This is a genomic window from Romboutsia sp. 1001285H_161024_C4 (genome assembly GCF_015550185.1).
GTDB lineage: Bacteria > Bacillota > Clostridia > Peptostreptococcales > Peptostreptococcaceae > Romboutsia_C > Romboutsia_C hominis.
Genome location: NZ_JADNAJ010000002.1, coordinates 324,364 through 343,304, shown reverse-complemented (window position 1 = coordinate 343,304; position 18,941 = coordinate 324,364). Strand labels below are relative to the sequence as shown.

The window sequence follows — 18,941 nt, the reverse complement described above, 5'->3', positions numbered from 1 at the left end:
AATTGTCCCCTAATTAAAATTATATTGTGTAACTATAGGCTTTCTATTTTTAGTCTTATCATTAAAATATTCATATAAGCATATACCTAAAAAGCTTCCAGCTATATTATATACATTTTCAAATCCTAACTGCTTAAGTGCTAATACTGCATTATAACTTCTTTGTGCACTTCTACAGTGTACATATAATGTTTTATCCTTTGGTATTTCATCTAATCTATCTCTTAATTGACTTAAAGGTATGTTTTTAGCCCCTACTACATGACCTAATTCAAATTCATTTTCTTCTCTAACATCTATTATATATTCCCCATTTTCTACTAGCTCTCTAACCTTTGTAACAGGTACTTGCTTAAATGTATTGTTAAGTAAATTAGATGCTACATATCCAGCATGGTTTACTACATCCTTTGCAGTTGAAAATGTTGGTGCATAACATAACTCTAAATCTTTTAAATCTTCTACAGTTGCACCAAATTTTATAAGAGTTGCTATAACATCTATTCTTTTGTCTACACTTCCTTTACCTATAGCTTGTGCTCCTAGTATTTTTCCTGTTGGTACTTCAAATATTAATTTAAAGTGCATTGGACTTGCTCCTGGCATTAATCCAACTTTATCTGAAGGTATAACCCTTGCAACTTCATAGTCTATATTAATGTCTAATTCCTTTATCATATTTTCATTAAGACCAGTAGATGCTCCATTTAAATCAAATACTTTTATAACTGAAGAACCTATAAATCCAGTATTTCTAACTTGAATATTGTTTATATGATCTGCAACAGCTCTTGCTTGTTTTTGAGCAGGCCCTGCAAGTGGCAATCTAGTCTTTCTATGAGTTAAAGCGTTATATACTTCTATTGCATCCCCTACTGCATATATGTCTTTATCATTTGTACAGTAATTATGGTCTACCTTTATAGATCCATTTTCACCTATATCTAACCCTGCTTGTTTAGCTAACTTAGTATCAGGAGTAACTCCTATAGCCATAATAACTACGTCTGACTTTATTTTTCTTCCTGAATTTAAAACAGTATGTCCATCTTCAAATGCTACTACCTTATCTTCTAATATTAAGTTAACTCCTTTATCATCTAACTCTTTATGAAGTATTTGTACCATATCATAGTCAAATGGCTTCATTATTTGCTTAGATGCTTCTATTAATGTTACATCATATCCAGCTTCTCTAAGATTTTCAGTAACTTCAACTCCTATAAATCCTCCACCTATTACAGTTACTTTATTTTCATATGACTTATTAGCAAAATATTTTAATTTTGCTATATCAACAACATTTCTAACTGTAAATACATTTATATTTTCAATTCCAGGTATATTAGGTACTATTGGATTTGCACCAGGAGATAATATTAACTTATCGTAACTTTCTTCATACTCTTTATTATTTATTAAATCTTTAACTTTAATTTTTTTATTTGTTCTATCTATATCTATAACTTCATTATTTATTCTTGCATCTATTCTATATTGATTAAAGAACTTATCTGGTTGCATAAGAACTAAAGACTCTGCATCCTCTATAACTTCACTTAAGTGATATGGTAAACAGCAATTTGAGAAAGATACATGTGGCCCTTTTTCAAACATTATTATTTTATCATTTTCATTAAGTCTTCTAAGCCTAGCAGCAGCTGAAGCTCCACCTGCAACTCCACCTACTATTAAAATTTTCCTACTCAATTTCTTCACCTCTTTGAAATATTTTTTATAATATTAATTACTCGTTAATTTTATATCAAACCTATATTTAAATATTAACATAGTTTTTATATCATTTTATATAAGTATTTGTTATATATGATAACGTTTTGTTATATAATGTATTTATTGTAAGAATTAATTATCATTATTTGAAAAACTTTTAGGAGAGTGTTTATGAATCTTATACATTTACGTTCGTTTTACAATACTGTTAAATTTAAAAGTATATCTAAAGCTGCTAAGATGCTTCACTTAAGTCAGCCTGGTCTTAGTATGCAAATCCAAAGTCTTGAAAATACTCTTGGAGTATGTCTATTAAATAGAGGACGTCGAGGCGTTGAACTTACTGAAGAAGGTAAGATAGTTTATGATTATGCAGATGCTATATTAGCACTTGAAGATAATATACATCTTTCTTTAAAAAAACTTGAAGAAAGAAATACTGATTTAAATATAGGTTCATGTAGGAGTATGGGGGACTATGCCCTTCCTTGTACTTTATATACTTTTAAACAAATATACAGTGATATAAATATATCCATGCATATAGATAGTACTTTTTCAATTATAAAAAAAATACAAGATATGACCCTAAACTTAGGAATAATTCAAGAATCATCTGTTCCTAATGACTTAGAATGTGTATCTATACTTTCTGATGAACTTGTTTTAGTTGCAAGTCCAGATTCTACTTATAATAAAATATCTATAGATGATATTTATAATATACCAATAGTAATGAGAGAAGATTCATCTGCTACTAGGCTTAATTTAGAGAATATACTTAGAAAAAATGGTTTAGATGTTGATAAACTAAATATAATATTTTCATTTAATTCCCCTGAAGCAATAAAACAATCTGTAGTTTCTGGTAGAGGACTTTCTTTTGTTCCTAAAATTACAATTAGACAAGAACTTAGAAATCAAACTCTAAAAAAAGTTGATGTAAAAGAATTAGATACTAAATTTAATTATTATATATCTTATAGAAAAAATCATAAATTTAGTAAATCAGAAGAAATTTTTATGAAATTTATAACATCTAAATCTAGATGTTTTTGTTATTAGTAAAAATAGGTGCCTTATTCTAACTATAAAAGTTGTTTAAGGCACCTATTTTTTAAAACATGTTTTCTATAACCCTTTGTAGCATTTTCATATATCCAGCTTTATTTATATCTTTATTATTTACTAAGTCCACTTTCCCTATAGACTTTTTATTTTGATATATTTCCATCTGTCCAAGTACACTTCCCTTTTTGATAGGAAGTTTTAGGTTTTCATTTAACTTAACTTTTCTTTCAAAGTTTTTATTTCCACCCTTTTTGATTAAAAGGCTTAAATCATCTTTTGCAACTAATTCTATATTTTCATCTTCAGCTTTATCTATCTTTATGTTTGCTATTTTATCATCTTTTGTACAAAGATTAACACTTTCATAATTTGCAAATCCATAGTTTAGTAAGTTAGAAGAATCTTTAAATCTTTCTGGTGAAGTTTCTGCACCTAATGTTACTGCTATTAAATGAGTATTTCCTCTTTTAGCTGATGCAGATAAACAATATTTTGCTTGTTGTGTAAATCCTGTTTTAACACCTGTTGTACCTTGATAGTGTTTTACCATCTTATTAGTATTAGCAAGTCCTACTTCTACCTTTTTCTTTCCTACTACAACCTTGTCCATCCAAGTTGTAAGGTACTTACTTATAGCTTCATGCTTTAATAACTCTCTAGACATTAAAGCTATATCATAAGCAGTAGTGTAGTGATTATCAACTGGAAGACCATTAGTGTTTACAAAGTTAGTATCCTTCATACCTAATTCTTTAGCCTTTTTATTCATCATATCTACAAAGCCTTCTACACTTCCTCCAATATGTTCTCCCATAGCTACACAAGCATCATTTGCTGATGCTACTGCTATACCTTTTATTAACGTATCTACATCTTGTACTTCTCCAGCTTCTAAAAATATCTGACTTCCACCCATACTAGATGCATTTTCACTTATTTGCACTTCATCTGTTAATTTTAGCTTACCACTTTCTAGTGCTTCCATACATAAAAGCATAGTCATTACTTTTGTTACACTAGCTGGTGGCAACTTTTCATGTGCTTGTTTTTCATATAAAACTTTTCCGCTACCTACATCCATAAGTACTGCGGATTTTGAGGATACATTTATGTTTCCCGTATCATTTGCAAAACTTGTATTAATAGGTATAATAGCCATTATAAATGCAACTAATATACTAGCTAGCTTTTTCATATTATACACCTCTTATGCTTAAGTTATATTAATTTTGATTATTTAATTTGTTAGAAAAATAAGTCTTATGTTCTTCTACTCTTTTTAAATGATTAGCTAAAACTTCATTTACATGTGCATTTTCTATTATTTCAAATGCATCATCATAAGTCATCCCGTAATCAGCTGCAACTTCCATTTTTAGTTGCTTTAGAGCTTTTTTTGCATTTTGCTTGCTCATATTTTTACCTCCTATTAGTAAATTTCTATATGTTTTTATCTTTTACTAATATAAGGTATTTATGATTGTTATTTTTTGTAATAAAAAAAGGACTTAACTTTAAGTCCTTTTTAGTAATTTATTATTTCTTCTTCTATTTCAAACATTAATGCATCAGTATTATCTTCTATAAAGTTTATTATTTTTTCTTTTATTGAATCACACATACTAAATTCTAAACTTATACTACATATTCCTATTGATATTATCTGATGAACATCTTGATTATCTACTTCTATAATAGATACATTAAAATTATTTTGTAGTTTTTTTATTATACTTTTTACTATCATTCTTTTTTCCTTAAGGGAATGAACCCAATTTGCTCTTAAACTTATTTTTAAGACTAGTATCTTCATATATTATTTTCTCCTTAGTGAGTCTATGAAATTTATTAATAGTATTTCTATTTATAATCCTTTTCAACACTTTTAGCAAGTATTTTATTTATATCATCCATCATAGATTTAAATTTTTGCTCACTATTTAAGTAGTTATATAATTTTTTATTATTAGATACCTTTTTTCCTACAGATTCTAATTTCATAATGACTTTTTTATCTACCTCTTGGTTTCTTAGTACATATCCTTGTGCTTTAATTTGAATATCTTGATATTCCTTTAAAAGTTTTTCACAAGATTTATCTTTTTTTACTTCATTCATATTTTTTCTAAAGTCTTTATATTCCTTACTATTTCTTATTTCATTTGCTAATTTCATAGCGCTATCTTTTACTGACATAGTTTCCCCCCATAAAAAAAGATTGAATATAATAAATTATATTCAATCTTTTCTAATTATACCTCCATTATTATAGGAAGTATCATAGGATTTCTCTTTGTTCTTTGGTATAAATATTCTTTTAAGTTTTCTTTTATACTATTTTTTAAATAAGCCCACTCTTTAATATTTTTATCTTCGCAGTCTCTTAATACATCTTTTATAACATTTTTAGCTCCATCCATTAAATCTTCAGATTCTCTTACATATACAAATCCTCTAGATATTATGTCTGGTCCTGCTAATACTCTTCCTTCTTCTTTAGATATAGTAACTACAACTATCATAAGTCCATCTTCTGATAAATGCTTTCTATCTCTTAAAACAATGTTTCCTACATCTCCCACACCTAATCCATCAACTAATACATTTCCTGTTTGTATAGTTCCTGTTACCTTAGCTGAATTTCTATCTATTTCTAAAACATCTCCTGTTTTATTTACAAATATATTTTGACTAGGCATACCTAATTCTTCTGCTAGTTCCGCATGCTTTTTAAGCATCCTATACTCACCATGTGCTGGCATGAAAAACTTAGGTCTAGCTAATCTATGGATTAACTTTAATTCTTCTTGCTTAGCGTGTCCTGATACGTGTATGTCTACTTCATCATAGACAACTTCTGCCCCTTTTTCAAATAAGCAGTTTATTACTTTAGATATTAATTTCTCGTTTCCTGGTATTGGATGAGCTGATATTATTATAAAATCTCCATTTCTTATTTCCACTTTCTTATGATCAGAACTTGCCATTCTAGCAAGAGCTGACATTGGCTCTCCTTGAGAACCTGTAGTTATTATAACTACTTCACTATCTTCATATCTGTGAAGATCGTTTAGATCTATTAGCATATTTTCAGGTACGTCTAAATATCCTAATTCACTAGCAACGCCTACTACATTTACCATAGATCTTCCTGAAACTGCAACTTTTCTTCCAAATCTTTCTGCTGCATTTATTATTTGTTGCAATCTGTGTATATTAGATGCAAATGTTGCAACTATTATTCTATTATTTTCAGCTTTTCTAAATAAATCATATAATCCTAATCCTACTGTCTTTTCAGATAATGTAGATCCTGGTCTTTCAGCATTAGTACTATCAGCTAACATTAAAAGTATACCTTTTTTACTTAGCTCACATATTCTATGCATATCCATTACATCCCCATCAATAGGTGTTAAGTCTATTTTAAAGTCACCTGTATGATATATTATTCCTTGATCTGTATGAACAGCTATAGAACAAGCATCCGGTATACTGTGATTATTTCTTATGAATTCAACATCCATATGATCTAACTTTATTATTTGTCTTGGTGTAGTAACGTTTAACTTAACGTTATTTAACTTATGTTCCTTTAACTTAACTTGTATAAGACCTATGCTTAACTTAGAACCGTACACAGGTACATTAATTTTTTTAAGTATATAAGGAAGCGCTCCTATGTGGTCTTCATGTCCATGTGTGATGAATATACCCTTTATTTTATCTCTGTTTTTGATTAAATAAGTTATATCTGGTATAACTATATCTACCCCTAACATATCATCATCTGGAAAACTTAACCCCGCATCTATAACAATTATTTCATCTTTGTATTCGATAACTGTCATGTTTTTGCCGACTTCGTTAAGACCGCCTAGTGCCATTACTTTTATCTTATTGGCGCTTTTTTTGAACAACTGCATCATCTCCTCTATGTCTATTCAGTTTTTATTAAAATTTCAACACGTTCTAAAATTTTAAATAATATCGATTCACGCACTCTTTACCAGTTATTATCATTGTACCATAATTTCATCAATAAATTAAGTAGTATTTGAAATACATTTATTGTATTATTTTGACAAAGTCAAATTATTCTGATATTCTCAAACTATAAAATAAAAATTCGCTTTGCTAATTTCGCCAAGGATATATCCTTTGTTCAAATTAAGTAAAGTTGTAATTATATACTTAAATATGCATTTTATTTAGGTATTGATTAAATAAAATTTAGCGATAAATATGCATTATATTTATCTAAATTATAATGGGAGGTTTTATGAGGGGTAAAACTCATTGTACTATAGGTGTTTTAAGTGTTATTCAAGCCTCATTATTATTTAATATACCAATATCTATTTTTAATATCATATTATCTGCATTTTTCTCTATTCTACCAGATTTAGATGAATCAAATTCAATAGTATCTGAAATGTTTTTAAAAAAGAATACTTCTAAGTTTATTTTAAAAATCACAATATATTTGATAAATGTATTTATATTTTTTATATCACTTAAAATAAATGATAACTTTTTTTTAAGCTCATTAATAACATTTATATCTATTTTTATAATAGAGTCAAAGCTTAATCATACTTTCTTAAGAAAAGTATTTATATCATTAATATTTATACTTCTCGGATTTTGTCTTTATTTAGTTAATATTAAAATATACTTTTCTATATTTTGCTTTATGCTTGCCACATTTCCTTGGCTAAAACATAGAAGTTTTTCTCACAGTATATTTGCAATAATTATAGTATATTTTTTATTAAAACAAATCGAGCTAATAACTAATATATTAAATTTATCATTTTTTGGAACTATAAGTTATGCTAGTCATATATTTTTAGGAGATTTATTTACAAGATCAGGTATTCCTCTTTTATATCCTATTAGTGATAAAAAGTTTTCTCTAGGATTTTTTAAAGTAGGTGGCTTTTTAAATAACGCTATAGAAATAATATTTATTATGATTTTAACTACATTAGTAGTTTTCACTATAATAAATAAATTTAATTTATTAAATTTATCAATGTTATGGCCCTTTTAGTTATTTTAATAATTTAATAAAAAAATACTTAAAGTATTAAAACTTAGCTAAATAAAAAAGATATTAACACAAATTGTGTTAATATCTTTTTTATTTAAATCATATTTAAACTAATAATCTTATGTAAATTGTTAATTAGAGCATATACCTTACTTTTTATTATTCTCAACTTCATTAAATTTAGAATTTAATATTAATATATCTACTCTTCTATTTTTAGCCTTACCTTCTACTGTATTATTATCAGATTTTGGTCTATATTCTGAATAACCTATTGCTGATATTTTTTGAGGATTTATTCCACCATTATTTATTAAAATCTGCGCTACGTTACTAGCCCTCATTACTGATAAATCCCAGTTAGATTTAAATATTTCATTGTGCATAGGCACATTATCTGTATAACCTTCAACTCTTATATAACTATCCTTTACTAAGGATTTATTTATAATCTCACTTATTTTAACAAGTTTATTAACTTGATCTGGTTTTACGTCTGCTTTACCACTATTAAAGAATAATGAATCATTAAAGCTAACAACTAATCCTCTTTTTTCTATTGTTGTATTAACACTACCTGAAAGATTATTTTCTTTTAGATACTTATCTAACTTTTCTTTTACTTTCTCTAACTTTTCATTTTCACTTAGGCCATTTCCAGTTTCTCCACCCATATTGCTTCCAGTATCTGCTATAGCTGTTCCATCACCCATAGCCTCATTTAAAGCAGTTGTAAGTTTTTCATATTTCCCTTTATTTATACTACTCATTGCATACATTATAATGAAAAATATCATTAATAATGTTATAAAGTCTGCATAGGAAAGCAACCAACGTTCATGGTTTTCATGCTCTTCTTCTTCTTCAAATCTATTTCTTTTTTGCATGATTAACCCTCCAATTCAACGTGTTCTAAATATCTTTCTTCTAACTTAGCTTGATCCTTTTTATCTAAAAAACCTTTAAGAGTTTCTATAAATATTGTTGAGCTTACTTCTTGTTGAATTAATGTTATACCTTCCATTATAATTTCTTTTTCTAATTGTTCATTTTTTCCTAAATTTTTAAGTCTAGTTCCAATTGGAAGGAATATTAAGTTGGCACTTCCAAGTCCATAAAGAGTTGCTAAGAATGCAGCCGATATACTACCTCCTAGTGCATTCATATCTGCACTTGCTAGTCCTCCAAGAACGTGTATAAGACCTAAAACTGTACCAACGATACCCATAGTTGGTGCTGTTCCTCCAGCAGAGTCAAATATAGCTGCACCAACCTTATGTCTTTTAAAACTCATTGATGCTTCAATTTCTAACATATTTCTAAGCTCTTCAGGGTGAACCCCATCAATAGCTGATAAAAGTGCCTTTTTCATAAAAGGATCCATTTTTTCTTCTTCGTCTACTTCAGCTTCAATACTTAAAAAACCTTCTTTTTTTACTTTGTCTAATACATGATTAAGATATGCTATTACTTCTACTAAGTCTGCTGATTTTCTAGTAAAAGCAACTTTTAAAATTCTACCTATATTTTTTAATTGTTTAGGAGTAAATGATGTACCTAAGGAACCAATTGTTCCTCCAAATACTATTACAAGAGGCGTCCAAGAAACAAGAGCACTAGCATGCCCTCCTTCACCCATGAAACCTAGTAATAAAAATCCAAAACCTAAAAATAATGATATTAAACCAGTCATAATTCAATGTCCCTTCTATATTTTTTGTATCTTTAGAAAGCTTTACTATTCTAATATTTATAATTTATATTATCGGCTTTTATCATCATATATTAAGTATGTTTTTATATATTTAACATGTTTTTATTTATATAGCTTATGTAGCTTTTATACATTATTAAGTAAACACATTTAATAAATATCCATAATCAAAAAGGCATCTATCTTTTGATAGATGCCTTTTTATCTAGTAAAAAATATAATTATATTTTTATTTAGAACAATCTTCACATAGTCCGTAAAACTTTAAATCATGATCCATTATTTCAAATTTGTATGTTTCTTGTATTTGTCTTTCGATTGAGTCTAGTAAATCTTCTTTAACCTCTATTATCTTTGAACAGTTTTTACATATTAAATGATGGTGATTATGGCTATCTTCTTTATCTAGGCATATTTCATATCTTATACATCCATCGTCTAAGTTAAGCTTTGATATAACCCCAACATCATCTAATAACTGCATAGTTCTATAAACTGTTGCTAATCCGATTTCAGGACAATCTACTCTAACTAAATCATATATTTCTTCACTGCTTAAATGTTTATCTGTATTTTTTATAAGTATTTCAACTATTGCTCTTCTTTGTGGTGTTATTTTAAATCCTGTTTCTTTTAATTTATCTTTTAATAACTCCATTGTATTCATATAATATCACCCTTGTTTTCAATTGATAATCTTTATTAATTATTTTATTTGATAATGGCCATTTTGTCAATAATTTATAGACATTTTATTTGTTATATATAAAACCATTTAGAATTTTCAGATTTTCTTCTTTGTCCCACTTTATAACATACTTTTTACTTTCATTGCTTATACCTTCATCTCTATACTTTTCTACTGGAAACTCCAATTGCTTTATCTCATAATTAGCTAACTTTTGAGATATTAATGCTAATTTAAATATTTTATCAATAGATATATTTACATCTATATGTTTAACTACACTACTTATAACCTTTGGATAATCTTTTAAAGGTATATTAGTTAATTTGTTTGCTATATCAGTTAATATTTTTCTTTGTCTTTCATCTCGCTTATAAATGGTATCCATCTTCCTTATTCTTGCATAAGCAAGAGCTTGGTATCCATTTAATTTATTATTTCCTACTTTGTCTATATACTTTATATTACCCTCATTTTGAGAATTTAAATCATAACAGACTTCTATAGTTTTATTAAGGTATTCTATTTCTTTTTGACTAACGTCTACTTCTACCCCTCCTATAGTATCTACTATTTCTATAAATGATTTAAAATCTACTACTGCATAATCCTTTATATCTAAATTAAAATTATTATTTATTGTTTCTAAAAGTAGTTTTTCCTTACCATAAGCATATGCATGATTTAATTTTTCATATCCTATATTAGGTATATTAACTAATGTATCTCTGGCTAGGGACGTAAGCCTTAGAGCTTTATTTTTAGTATCTATAGTTAGTATTATCATACAATCAGACCTTGATGGTTTATTAGTATTTGAACTATCTGTCCCAATTAGAAGTATATTTTCAATATCATTTTTACTATTTTCTAAACTACTATTTTCTAATGAGTCAATCTTTTGTGTTATACAAATAAGTATTATAAAAAGACATAATATAAATTTTTTCATTATCATTACTCCTTATTCTTATTTGTAAATATTTTGCCTCACTATTATATTTTTACTCAAAAAATTTACTATGCTTAAGCGACGTATCGACGAAATATTTCATTTTACCAATTATATATCTTATCTAACTTATGTTTGCATCAATCTCTCAAACTAAGTATCAGTAAAATATTTTAAATTTTATATATTAAACTACTATAAATTATCCTAAAACTAAATAGTTTATAATACCTTAATATATAAAAAACTACCTATTGCTAGGTAGTCTTTTTATTATTCTTCGTCTTCGTCGAAGTTTAATCCTTCTTCTTCCATTAATGTGTTGTATACATCAACAACTATTTCATATTCTTTGTCATCTTCTAATGGAACTAATATTTCGCCTTCTTCATCTTGGTCAATTCTAAATACTAAAGCTTCTTCTGTTTCTTCTTCTAAAGGAACTAATATAGCATATTCTTTTCCTTCTGCTTCTAGTGTTAATATTATTTCAAAAGCACTTTCTTGGCCATTTTCATCGATTAAGTTTATTATATTTTCTTGCATGTTATCCACCTCTAATTCTATTTATTAACTATATTATATATCATAAACTAGTTAATTTATATATATTTTAAAAATTTCTTTGTCTATCTAAGTATCCTTGAAGTATTATTACAGCAGCTACCATATCTATAACACTTTTTCTATTTTCTCTTCTAACATTACCTTGTATAAGTGTTCTTTCTGCTGCTACTGTTGATAATCTTTCATCCCAGTATTCTATTGTTATTCCCGTTTCTTCTTGTAATAATTCACAAAACTTTATTACTTTTTCACCTTGTGGACCTAATGTTCCATTCATATTCTTAGGTAACCCTGAAACTATCTTAGTTACTTGTCTTTCTTTTATTATTTCTTTTAATGCTTCTATGTCTTTTTTCTTCCCTATTCTCTTTACTGTTTTAACTCCTTGTGCTGTAAGACCCATTAAGTCACTAACTGCAACTCCTATAGTCTTATCACCAACATCAAGTCCCATTATTCTTCCGTCTAGCATTTTTTTCTCCTTAAATTTTAAGATAGGTCAGGTTTTAACCTGACCTTTATGGTTTAATTTTTATTGTCTTCTTTGTTAAATATTATCATATTTATACTTATAATTATTATTGGTATAAGTATGTATATTGATGCAGTTGAAGCTGCTACTATTCCTGAGTCATTAACTAAAAGTGTAACTATACATCCTACCATAGATGCAATAAATCCTTTAAATAATATAGGATATTTCTTAGCTATGTCTCTAAAGTGTCTAGGTGGCTTAAATATAAACATAGCAATTATAAATATTCCTGCTAGTAATATATTAACCCATACACTAGTTTGAGCTAACTTCATATTCATTTGTATCTTTCTACCAAATGTTTGTAGTATAGCTCCTGGTCCATTTACTAGTATTTGATTTACAAATACAGATAAATGAGATTCACTTCCTGATACTACGTCTAATACTGCAAAGGCTACAACTACAGCTACTGCTGCTACTCCTAGTAATATAACCTTTTTAAAGTCTAATTTTACATCATATATAAGTAGTATAAATAATAAGTATGCTACTGATTCAGATATAGCACCACCAACGTTGGCTCCCATAGAAGGATATGCACTTGTTATTAGTATTACTATACTCATTAGGGCTACTAACCACTTAGGTATTTTTTTGTAATTTAGAAGCACTGCCATAGCAAATACAGCACTTGCTATTGTTACTCCTTCATATTCATTACCTATACCGTAGTATCTTGCACCTATTATAGCATCATAACTCATTATATTGTTTCTCATTAAATATGTTCCAAATACGGAGTCAATAACTATAACAATTATAGTTACTAAAGCAAAGAATCCCATTTGCTTTATATCATCTTTAAATAGCTTTCTACCTAATATATAAAGAATTAGTGTAGTAAGTACTATCCCAGCTGTTATAGTCATAGGTGTCTTAAAATTAAATACAGGTGCCAGAAGTAGTGCTAGTGGCATTATTATCCCTAATTTTATAAGCTCTTTTAATACATTAAATACTCGTTCTTTGTATGGTACATATTTTCTAAGTAATATAGCAATCATTCCTATTACCCAAGAAGCTGACACTATACCAACAAATGTATTTACTACATTTGCTCTTATGTCAGATACTGAAACCATTTTTACAAATTCATGTTGAATATAACCTATGTTATCATCCTTTTGAATTAATTCATAGCTTCTACCTACCATATTTTTATTTTTAAGTCCAAATTCATTTAAGATATCAACACCAACATCTATATTAGCAACTATTCCTTCTCTTCTAGTAGTTGCTGATGATAACAATCCTTTTTTATTTCCTTCAAACTTTATTATAGGAGATAATCTTCTTCTGTTTTTGTAGTCTAGATCATTTGGAAATGCACTACTTATATATACAACATCATTTTCTCCTACCATATTAAATACTTCTTTAAGGTATTTATTTATATTTTTAACTATATTTGCCTTCATACTTTTGTATGTATTATCATTTAAGAATAATCTATATTGATCTAATCTATATGTATCTCCTAAGTCAACAAATATAGCATCACTTTCATTGTAATATTTTTGAGTTTCTTTTATAAGTTTATTATAATCTGTTCTTATTCCATACGGCATAGATTCATCTTTTACATTAATATTATCAATGTTTCCACCATCTATTCTTCCGTACTCATCCATTGCAACTAAGCCTATATTTCTATTTTTTACAAGCTCTCCATTTTCAATCTTGTCACTATTTCCAAGAACTGCTGTTTTTAAATTATTTTCAGATAATGTTTGTCCAAGGGCACCTAGCATTGATCCATATTGGCCATATTCTATATTATCATTTATAGATTTATTTATATCTATATTGTTTATTGCCTTTGGTTCTTTACCTGTTACGGATTTAAAAACTTTTCCATTTTCTTTAGTTAACTCTTGAAAATCTATATACTCTTGTGCAGATACATTAACTCTTCCTCCTGCACCCATACTAGCATAAGATCTTCTATCATCAGTACCTCCATCGCCTCTTATATTCATAAGGGCAACATATCCCCTATTTTTTAATTCTTTTTTAAGAGTTGGTACACTTAGCATAGTATTTAAATTAGTTCTATTCATATTAATAAATATAACTTTGCCGTGTTCATCGGCAAAGCTATATTTTGGAATAGAAACTAGGAGTATCATTAATGTTATCAACACTGATACAACCTTTTTTTTCATAAGATTGACCTACTTTCTATTTAGATAATGTGTTATTACTTCCTCTAGTATTTCATCCCTTTCAAATCTCTTTATAACAGCCCTTGCATTGTTATGACTAGTTATATAACTAGAATCACCTGATAAGATATATCCTATTAATTGGTTTATAGGATTGTACCCCTTTTCAACTAGTGATTGATATACAAATTTTATTGTATCACTAATACTCATATTTTCAGATTCAAATCCTTCAAATTTCACAGTACTATCAAAATTATTATTCATGTTAAATCCCCCTTATTAAAATTATTTTATTTGAGATTTTACAACTTCACTAGCTCCATTTAATACTTCTTCTACTTTTTCTACATCTGGTGCACCAGCTTGAGCCATATTAGGTCTTCCTCCACCTTTTCCACCAGCTATAGCTGCTATAGATTTAACTATATTTCCAGAGTGTATTCCTTTATCTACTGCATCCTTAGTAGCAGTTACAACAAGATTTAACTTATCATCAGCTACATTTGCTAAAACAACAACTCCACTTTGTAATTTGTCTCTTAAGTTATCTGCTACTTCTTTTAAAGTATTCATATCCATTCCTTCGAATTTAGCAGTAACTAAGTTAACTCCATTTACATCAACCTTTGAATCAAGTACTGATTCTATTGATTGTAAACTCATCTTAGTTTTAACATCGTGTAATTCTTTAGCTAAGTTTTTGTTTTCTTCTAATAAAGCTACTACTCTTGTAGTTAAGCTATCTTCTTTAGTTTTTAAGCTTGAACAAACATTAGCTATTACATCTTCTTTTCCATTTAAGTAGTTGTAAACTGCCTTACCTGTTATAGCTTCTATTCTTCTAACTCCTGCAGCTACTCCACCTTCAGATAATATCTTAAACATTCCTATTTGAGAAGTGTTAGTTAAGTGAGTTCCTCCACAAAGTTCTATAGAATAATCTCCCATAGAAACAACTCTTACTTCATCACCATATTTTTCTCCAAATAAAGCCATAGCACCTTTATTTTTAGCATCTGTTATACTCATATTTTCACAAGTTATATCTAAAGCATCAAATATTATATCATTTACTTTTTCTTCTATAACTTTTATTTCCTCTTTAGTTATAGCTTCAAAATGAGTTACGTCAAATCTTAATCTATCTTCTGTAACTAAAGAACCTGCTTGATTAACATGTTCTCCTAATACTTCTTTTAATACTTTATGAAGTATGTGAGTAGCACTATGGTTTCTAGCACAAGCCATTCTTCTTTCTTTATCTACTTTAACAAATAAAGTTTCTCCTACATTTATTTTACCACTTCTTACAACAACTATGTGTTTTATAGTATTGTTTGGACCTTTTTTAGTATCAACAACATCTATTACGATATCTTCATTTTTATTAACTAAAGTACCTTTATCTCCTGCTTGACCTCCACCTTCTGGATAGAAAGTAGTTTTATCAAGTACTATTATAGCTTCATCACCTGCTTCAACACTTTCAACTATTTCATTATCCTTAACTATTGCCTTAACAGTAGCTTCTTCATTTAAGTTGTTATATCCTTCAAATGATGTGCATATAGACTTATCTAATTGAGATACTGCATCTTTTTCCCAAGCTACAGAGTCCATATTTCCTCTAGCATCTCTTGCTGCTTGTCTTTGCTTTTCCATTTCAGCATGGAATCCTTCTTCATCTATAGTCATATGTTCTTCTTCTAATATTTCTCTAGTTAAGTCAACAGGGAATCCATAAGTATCGTATAGTTTGAATGCATTTTCTCCACTTAATACTGTCTTTTCTTCTTTTCTTAAATCTTCCATATAAGAAGCTAATATTTCTATACCTTTATCTATAGTTTCATTAAACTTTTCTTCTTCTATTCTTATAACTTTTTGTACATAGTCTCTCTTTTCAACTAGCTCTGGGTAAGCTTCTCCACTTACTTTTATAACTTCGTCAACTAATTTATATAAGAATGATTCCTTCATTCCAAGTAATTTTCCATTACGAGCAGCTCTTCTAAGTAATCTTCTAAGAACGTATCCTCTTCCTTCATTTGATGGAAGTACACCATCTGATACTAAGAAACTAACACTTCTTATATGGTCAGTTATTATTCTTATAGATTTATCATTCTTAGCATCTTTTCCATAAGTTGTATTAGTTATTTTTTCAACAGAGTTTAATATATGCTTTATAGTATCGACTTCAAATATAGTGTCAACACCTTGCATTATACAAGCCATTCTTTCAAGACCCATACCTGTATCTATGTTTTTATGCTCAAGTGGGTTGTAGTTTCCATCTTCATCTTTGTTAAATTGAGAGAATACGTGATTCCAGAATTCTAAGTATCTATCACAATCACATCCTGGCTTACAATCTGGATTGTCACACCCATATTCAGGACCTCTATCAAAATGTATTTCTGAACAAGGACCACAAGCACCAGTACCTATTTCCCAGAAGTTATCTTCTTTACCAAGTCTAACTATTCTTTCTTTAGGTATACCTATTTCTTTTTCCCATATTTCGTAAGCTTCATCATCTTCTAAGTATACACTTACCCATATTTTATCTTGAGGTATGTTTAAATGTTCTGTAACAAATTCCCATCCCCACTTTAATGTTTCATGCTTAAAGTAATCTCCGAAAGAGAAGTTACCTAGCATTTCAAATAATGTAGCATGTCTAGCTGTAACACCTACATTTTCTATATCACCTGTTCTTATACATTTTTGACAAGTTGACATTCTCTTGCTTGGTGGTACTTCAGCACCTGTAAAGTAGTTTTTAAGCGGTGCCATACCTGCATTTATTAATAATAAACTTTTGTCATTTTGTGGAACTAGTGAATAACTTGGTTGCACTAAATGACCTTTAGATTCAAAGAAGTTTAAAAATTTACTTCTTATTTCATTTAATCCCATTGATTGCATTATTTTATCCTCCTTAATTATGTATTACAAATTTGCATATAAAAAAGCTCGCCACTATAACATAGTATAGGGGCGAGCTTATTCTCGCGGTACCACCCTACTTACTGAATATTCAGTATCTTCGGAAAACCTTAAGTTATAACGGAACTACCGTCGATTCATACTATTATTTCAAAATCGATACTCAAAGACTGCTTCAATTAATCTATCATAAGAACTCTCACCAATATTCTCTCTCTGTAAAGCTTCAATTAATTTACTATTTCTTTTCACTGCATTTAATATATTTGTTTTATTACATTATATTACTAAATTATGTTGAAATAATCAATAGTATTTTGCTACACATATAAATTTATATTCATATTGTTTCACAAATACTTGTAATTTTATCTTAGTTATTAATAAAATAGCTTTATAAAGCTAAGTCTATGATTCCTCCGCCAACTACAACATCACCGTTGTACATAACAACTGATTGACCTTTAGTTATAGCCCTTTGTGGCTCATCAAATACTATCTTTATAGCATCTTCTCCGTGCTTGTATACAGTAGCTGGTGATGGCTTAGCTGAATATCTAATTTTAGCTTCAACTCTTATAGGTTCGTCTTCTTTTACACCATCTATTGATATAAAGTTTACATCTTTAGCTATTAATACTTTATTAAATATATCTTCATTATCTCCAAGTACAACTGTATTTCTAACAGGGTCTATATCAACAACAAACATAGGCTTACCAAGCGCTATTCCTAGACCTTTTCTTTGACCTATAGTATAGTTTATTATACCTTTGTGTTTTCCTAATACATTTCCTTTAGTATCTACAAAGAATCCTTCTTCAATTCTTTTTTTAGAATGTTTTTTAACATATCCAGCATAATCATTGTCTTTAACAAAGCATATTTCTTGACTATCTGGCTTATTGTGAACATCCATGCCCATTTCTTTTGCTATTTCTCTAACTCTATCCTTTTCATAATCTCCTATAGGAAGTAAAGTATGTTCTAACTGTTCTTGAGTTAGGTTGTATAAAGCATAAGTTTGGTCTTTTTTATCCGTAACTGATTTTTTAAGTAAAAATCTTCCATTTTCTTCATCTTTTTCTATTTTCGCATAATGTCCTGTAGCTACATAATCACACCCTATTTGACGAGCTTTTCTAAAGAAGTCATCAAACTTTATGTGCTTATTACAAGCTATACAAGGATTAGGAGTTCTTCCATTTAAGTATTCATCTATAAATGGTTCTATAACTTTTTCCTTAAATACATCACTAAAGTTTAATACATAAAAAGGTATACCTATCTTGTCAGCAACTTTTCTAGCATCTTCAACAGCTGCTAATGAACAACATCCACCTTCATTTTCTATAAGTTCATCATCATCATCTTGCCATAGTTTCATAGTAACACCTATTACATCATATCCTTGCTTTTTTAAAAGATATGCTGCAACAGAGCTATCTACTCCACCACTCATACCGATCATAACTCTTTTTTTCATAACGTCACCTTCTTT

General features: G+C 28.3%; 18 protein-coding genes and 1 other annotated feature. Of the genes, 2 read left to right on the top strand and 16 right to left on the bottom strand.

Translation table 11 applies throughout. The features are described 5' to 3' along the window. Nucleotides 1–9: 9 nt before the first annotated feature. On the bottom strand, nucleotides 10–1,710 hold the full coding sequence (locus I1959_RS05160) for an FAD-dependent oxidoreductase (protein WP_195237292.1): 1,701 nt from the start codon (nucleotides 1,708–1,710) through the stop codon (nucleotides 10–12). Between the two features lie 195 nt (nucleotides 1,711–1,905). On the opposite strand from I1959_RS05160, the gene I1959_RS05155 reads away from it, so the two are divergent. Next, the gene (locus I1959_RS05155; protein ID WP_166505812.1) at nucleotides 1,906–2,799 is read left to right on the top strand and encodes a LysR family transcriptional regulator; all 894 of its coding nucleotides are present in this window, start codon (nucleotides 1,906–1,908) and stop codon (nucleotides 2,797–2,799) included. 52 nt (nucleotides 2,800–2,851) lie between these two features. Here the strand turns inward: I1959_RS05155 and I1959_RS05150 are convergent, their stop codons facing one another. The 5 genes from I1959_RS05150 to I1959_RS05130 all read right to left on the bottom strand — a co-directional run bounded on the left by I1959_RS05150 (nucleotide 2,852) and on the right by I1959_RS05130 (nucleotide 6,731). Continuing rightward, on the bottom strand, nucleotides 2,852–4,000 hold the full coding sequence (locus tag I1959_RS05150; protein WP_092924631.1) for a D-alanyl-D-alanine carboxypeptidase family protein: 1,149 nt from the start codon (nucleotides 3,998–4,000) through the stop codon (nucleotides 2,852–2,854). 28 nt (nucleotides 4,001–4,028) lie between these two features. Beyond that, nucleotides 4,029–4,220, bottom strand: coding sequence for a CD1290 family small acid-soluble spore protein (locus I1959_RS05145; protein WP_092924629.1), 192 nt, complete (start codon nucleotides 4,218–4,220; stop codon nucleotides 4,029–4,031). Nucleotides 4,221–4,330: 110 nt separating this feature from the next. Continuing rightward, nucleotides 4,331–4,618, bottom strand: a complete 288-nt coding sequence (locus I1959_RS05140; protein ID WP_195237290.1) for a DUF503 domain-containing protein — start codon at nucleotides 4,616–4,618, stop codon at nucleotides 4,331–4,333. 47 nt (nucleotides 4,619–4,665) lie between these two features. Then, on the bottom strand, nucleotides 4,666–5,001 hold the full coding sequence (locus I1959_RS05135; RefSeq protein ID WP_092924625.1) for a YlbF family regulator: 336 nt from the start codon (nucleotides 4,999–5,001) through the stop codon (nucleotides 4,666–4,668). Nucleotides 5,002–5,057: 56 nt separating this feature from the next. Continuing rightward, complete coding sequence (locus I1959_RS05130; RefSeq protein ID WP_092924623.1) at nucleotides 5,058–6,731, bottom strand: ribonuclease J; 1,674 nt, start codon at nucleotides 6,729–6,731, stop codon at nucleotides 5,058–5,060. Between the two features lie 356 nt (nucleotides 6,732–7,087). On the opposite strand from I1959_RS05130, the gene I1959_RS05125 reads away from it, so the two are divergent. Beyond that, nucleotides 7,088–7,861, top strand: coding sequence for a metal-dependent hydrolase (locus I1959_RS05125; RefSeq protein WP_092924621.1), 774 nt, complete (start codon nucleotides 7,088–7,090; stop codon nucleotides 7,859–7,861). A 149-nt stretch (nucleotides 7,862–8,010) separates the two neighbouring features. Here I1959_RS05125 and I1959_RS05120 read toward each other — a convergent pair whose 3' ends face one another. The 10 genes from I1959_RS05120 to mnmA form a co-directional block, all read right to left on the bottom strand. After that, complete coding sequence (locus I1959_RS05120) at nucleotides 8,011–8,748, bottom strand: flagellar motor protein MotB (protein WP_092924619.1); 738 nt, start codon at nucleotides 8,746–8,748, stop codon at nucleotides 8,011–8,013. A 2-nt stretch (nucleotides 8,749–8,750) separates the two neighbouring features. Beyond that, nucleotides 8,751–9,554, bottom strand: a complete 804-nt coding sequence (locus I1959_RS05115) for a motility protein A (protein ID WP_166505816.1) — start codon at nucleotides 9,552–9,554, stop codon at nucleotides 8,751–8,753. 250 nt (nucleotides 9,555–9,804) lie between these two features. After that, the gene (locus I1959_RS05110) at nucleotides 9,805–10,242 is read right to left on the bottom strand and encodes a Fur family transcriptional regulator (protein ID WP_092924614.1); all 438 of its coding nucleotides are present in this window, start codon (nucleotides 10,240–10,242) and stop codon (nucleotides 9,805–9,807) included. 85 nt (nucleotides 10,243–10,327) lie between these two features. Next, on the bottom strand, nucleotides 10,328–11,215 hold the full coding sequence (locus I1959_RS05105; protein ID WP_166505817.1) for an LCP family protein: 888 nt from the start codon (nucleotides 11,213–11,215) through the stop codon (nucleotides 10,328–10,330). 273 nt (nucleotides 11,216–11,488) lie between these two features. Next, nucleotides 11,489–11,761, bottom strand: a complete 273-nt coding sequence (locus tag I1959_RS05100; protein WP_092924610.1) for a DUF1292 domain-containing protein — start codon at nucleotides 11,759–11,761, stop codon at nucleotides 11,489–11,491. Between the two features lie 67 nt (nucleotides 11,762–11,828). Further along, nucleotides 11,829–12,254 (bottom strand): Holliday junction resolvase RuvX, encoded by a 426-nt coding sequence (gene ruvX / locus I1959_RS05095; RefSeq protein ID WP_092924608.1) that lies wholly within the window; start codon nucleotides 12,252–12,254, stop codon nucleotides 11,829–11,831. A gap of 53 nt (nucleotides 12,255–12,307) precedes the next feature. Then, nucleotides 12,308–14,485, bottom strand: coding sequence for a hypothetical protein (locus I1959_RS05090; RefSeq protein WP_092924606.1), 2,178 nt, complete (start codon nucleotides 14,483–14,485; stop codon nucleotides 12,308–12,310). Nucleotides 14,486–14,494: 9 nt separating this feature from the next. Continuing rightward, nucleotides 14,495–14,752 (bottom strand): IreB family regulatory phosphoprotein, encoded by a 258-nt coding sequence (locus I1959_RS05085; RefSeq protein ID WP_092924604.1) that lies wholly within the window; start codon nucleotides 14,750–14,752, stop codon nucleotides 14,495–14,497. Between the two features lie 21 nt (nucleotides 14,753–14,773). Beyond that, nucleotides 14,774–17,419, bottom strand: a complete 2,646-nt coding sequence (gene alaS, locus I1959_RS05080) for an alanine--tRNA ligase (RefSeq protein ID WP_166505818.1) — start codon at nucleotides 17,417–17,419, stop codon at nucleotides 14,774–14,776. A gap of 65 nt (nucleotides 17,420–17,484) precedes the next feature. Beyond that, nucleotides 17,485–17,701: a binding site (T-box leader), on the bottom strand. Nucleotides 17,702–17,834: 133 nt separating this feature from the next. Continuing rightward, nucleotides 17,835–18,926: a tRNA 2-thiouridine(34) synthase MnmA gene (mnmA, locus tag I1959_RS05075; RefSeq protein ID WP_092924600.1), complete on the bottom strand. Its 1,092-nt coding sequence runs from the start codon at nucleotides 18,924–18,926 to the stop codon at nucleotides 17,835–17,837. Nucleotides 18,927–18,941 lie beyond the last annotated feature (15 nt).

What these genes read in the sequence shown, in the direction of transcription:
- I1959_RS05155 (WP_166505812.1), top strand. Translation starts at nt 1,906, where the DNA reads ATGAATCTTATACATTTACGTTCGTTTTACAATACTGTTAAATTTAAA.
- I1959_RS05150 (WP_092924631.1), bottom strand. Translation starts at nt 4,000, where the DNA reads ATGAAAAAGCTAGCTAGTATATTAGTTGCATTTATAATGGCTATTATA.
- I1959_RS05145 (WP_092924629.1), bottom strand. Translation starts at nt 4,220, where the DNA reads ATGAGCAAGCAAAATGCAAAAAAAGCTCTAAAGCAACTAAAAATGGAA.
- I1959_RS05140 (WP_195237290.1), bottom strand. Translation starts at nt 4,618, where the DNA reads ATGAAGATACTAGTCTTAAAAATAAGTTTAAGAGCAAATTGGGTTCAT.
- I1959_RS05135 (WP_092924625.1), bottom strand. Translation starts at nt 5,001, where the DNA reads ATGTCAGTAAAAGATAGCGCTATGAAATTAGCAAATGAAATAAGAAAT.
- I1959_RS05130 (WP_092924623.1), bottom strand. Translation starts at nt 6,731, where the DNA reads ATGCAGTTGTTCAAAAAAAGCGCCAATAAGATAAAAGTAATGGCACTA.
- I1959_RS05125 (WP_092924621.1), top strand. Translation starts at nt 7,088, where the DNA reads ATGAGGGGTAAAACTCATTGTACTATAGGTGTTTTAAGTGTTATTCAA.
- I1959_RS05120 (WP_092924619.1), bottom strand. Translation starts at nt 8,748, where the DNA reads ATGCAAAAAAGAAATAGATTTGAAGAAGAAGAAGAGCATGAAAACCAT.
- I1959_RS05115 (WP_166505816.1), bottom strand. Translation starts at nt 9,554, where the DNA reads ATGACTGGTTTAATATCATTATTTTTAGGTTTTGGATTTTTATTACTA.
- I1959_RS05110 (WP_092924614.1), bottom strand. Translation starts at nt 10,242, where the DNA reads ATGAATACAATGGAGTTATTAAAAGATAAATTAAAAGAAACAGGATTT.
- I1959_RS05105 (WP_166505817.1), bottom strand. Translation starts at nt 11,215, where the DNA reads ATGAAAAAATTTATATTATGTCTTTTTATAATACTTATTTGTATAACA.
- I1959_RS05100 (WP_092924610.1), bottom strand. Translation starts at nt 11,761, where the DNA reads ATGCAAGAAAATATAATAAACTTAATCGATGAAAATGGCCAAGAAAGT.
- ruvX (WP_092924608.1), bottom strand. Translation starts at nt 12,254, where the DNA reads ATGCTAGACGGAAGAATAATGGGACTTGATGTTGGTGATAAGACTATA.
- I1959_RS05090 (WP_092924606.1), bottom strand. Translation starts at nt 14,485, where the DNA reads ATGAAAAAAAAGGTTGTATCAGTGTTGATAACATTAATGATACTCCTA.
- I1959_RS05085 (WP_092924604.1), bottom strand. Translation starts at nt 14,752, where the DNA reads ATGAATAATAATTTTGATAGTACTGTGAAATTTGAAGGATTTGAATCT.
- alaS (WP_166505818.1), bottom strand. Translation starts at nt 17,419, where the DNA reads ATGCAATCAATGGGATTAAATGAAATAAGAAGTAAATTTTTAAACTTC.
- mnmA (WP_092924600.1), bottom strand. Translation starts at nt 18,926, where the DNA reads ATGAAAAAAAGAGTTATGATCGGTATGAGTGGTGGAGTAGATAGCTCT.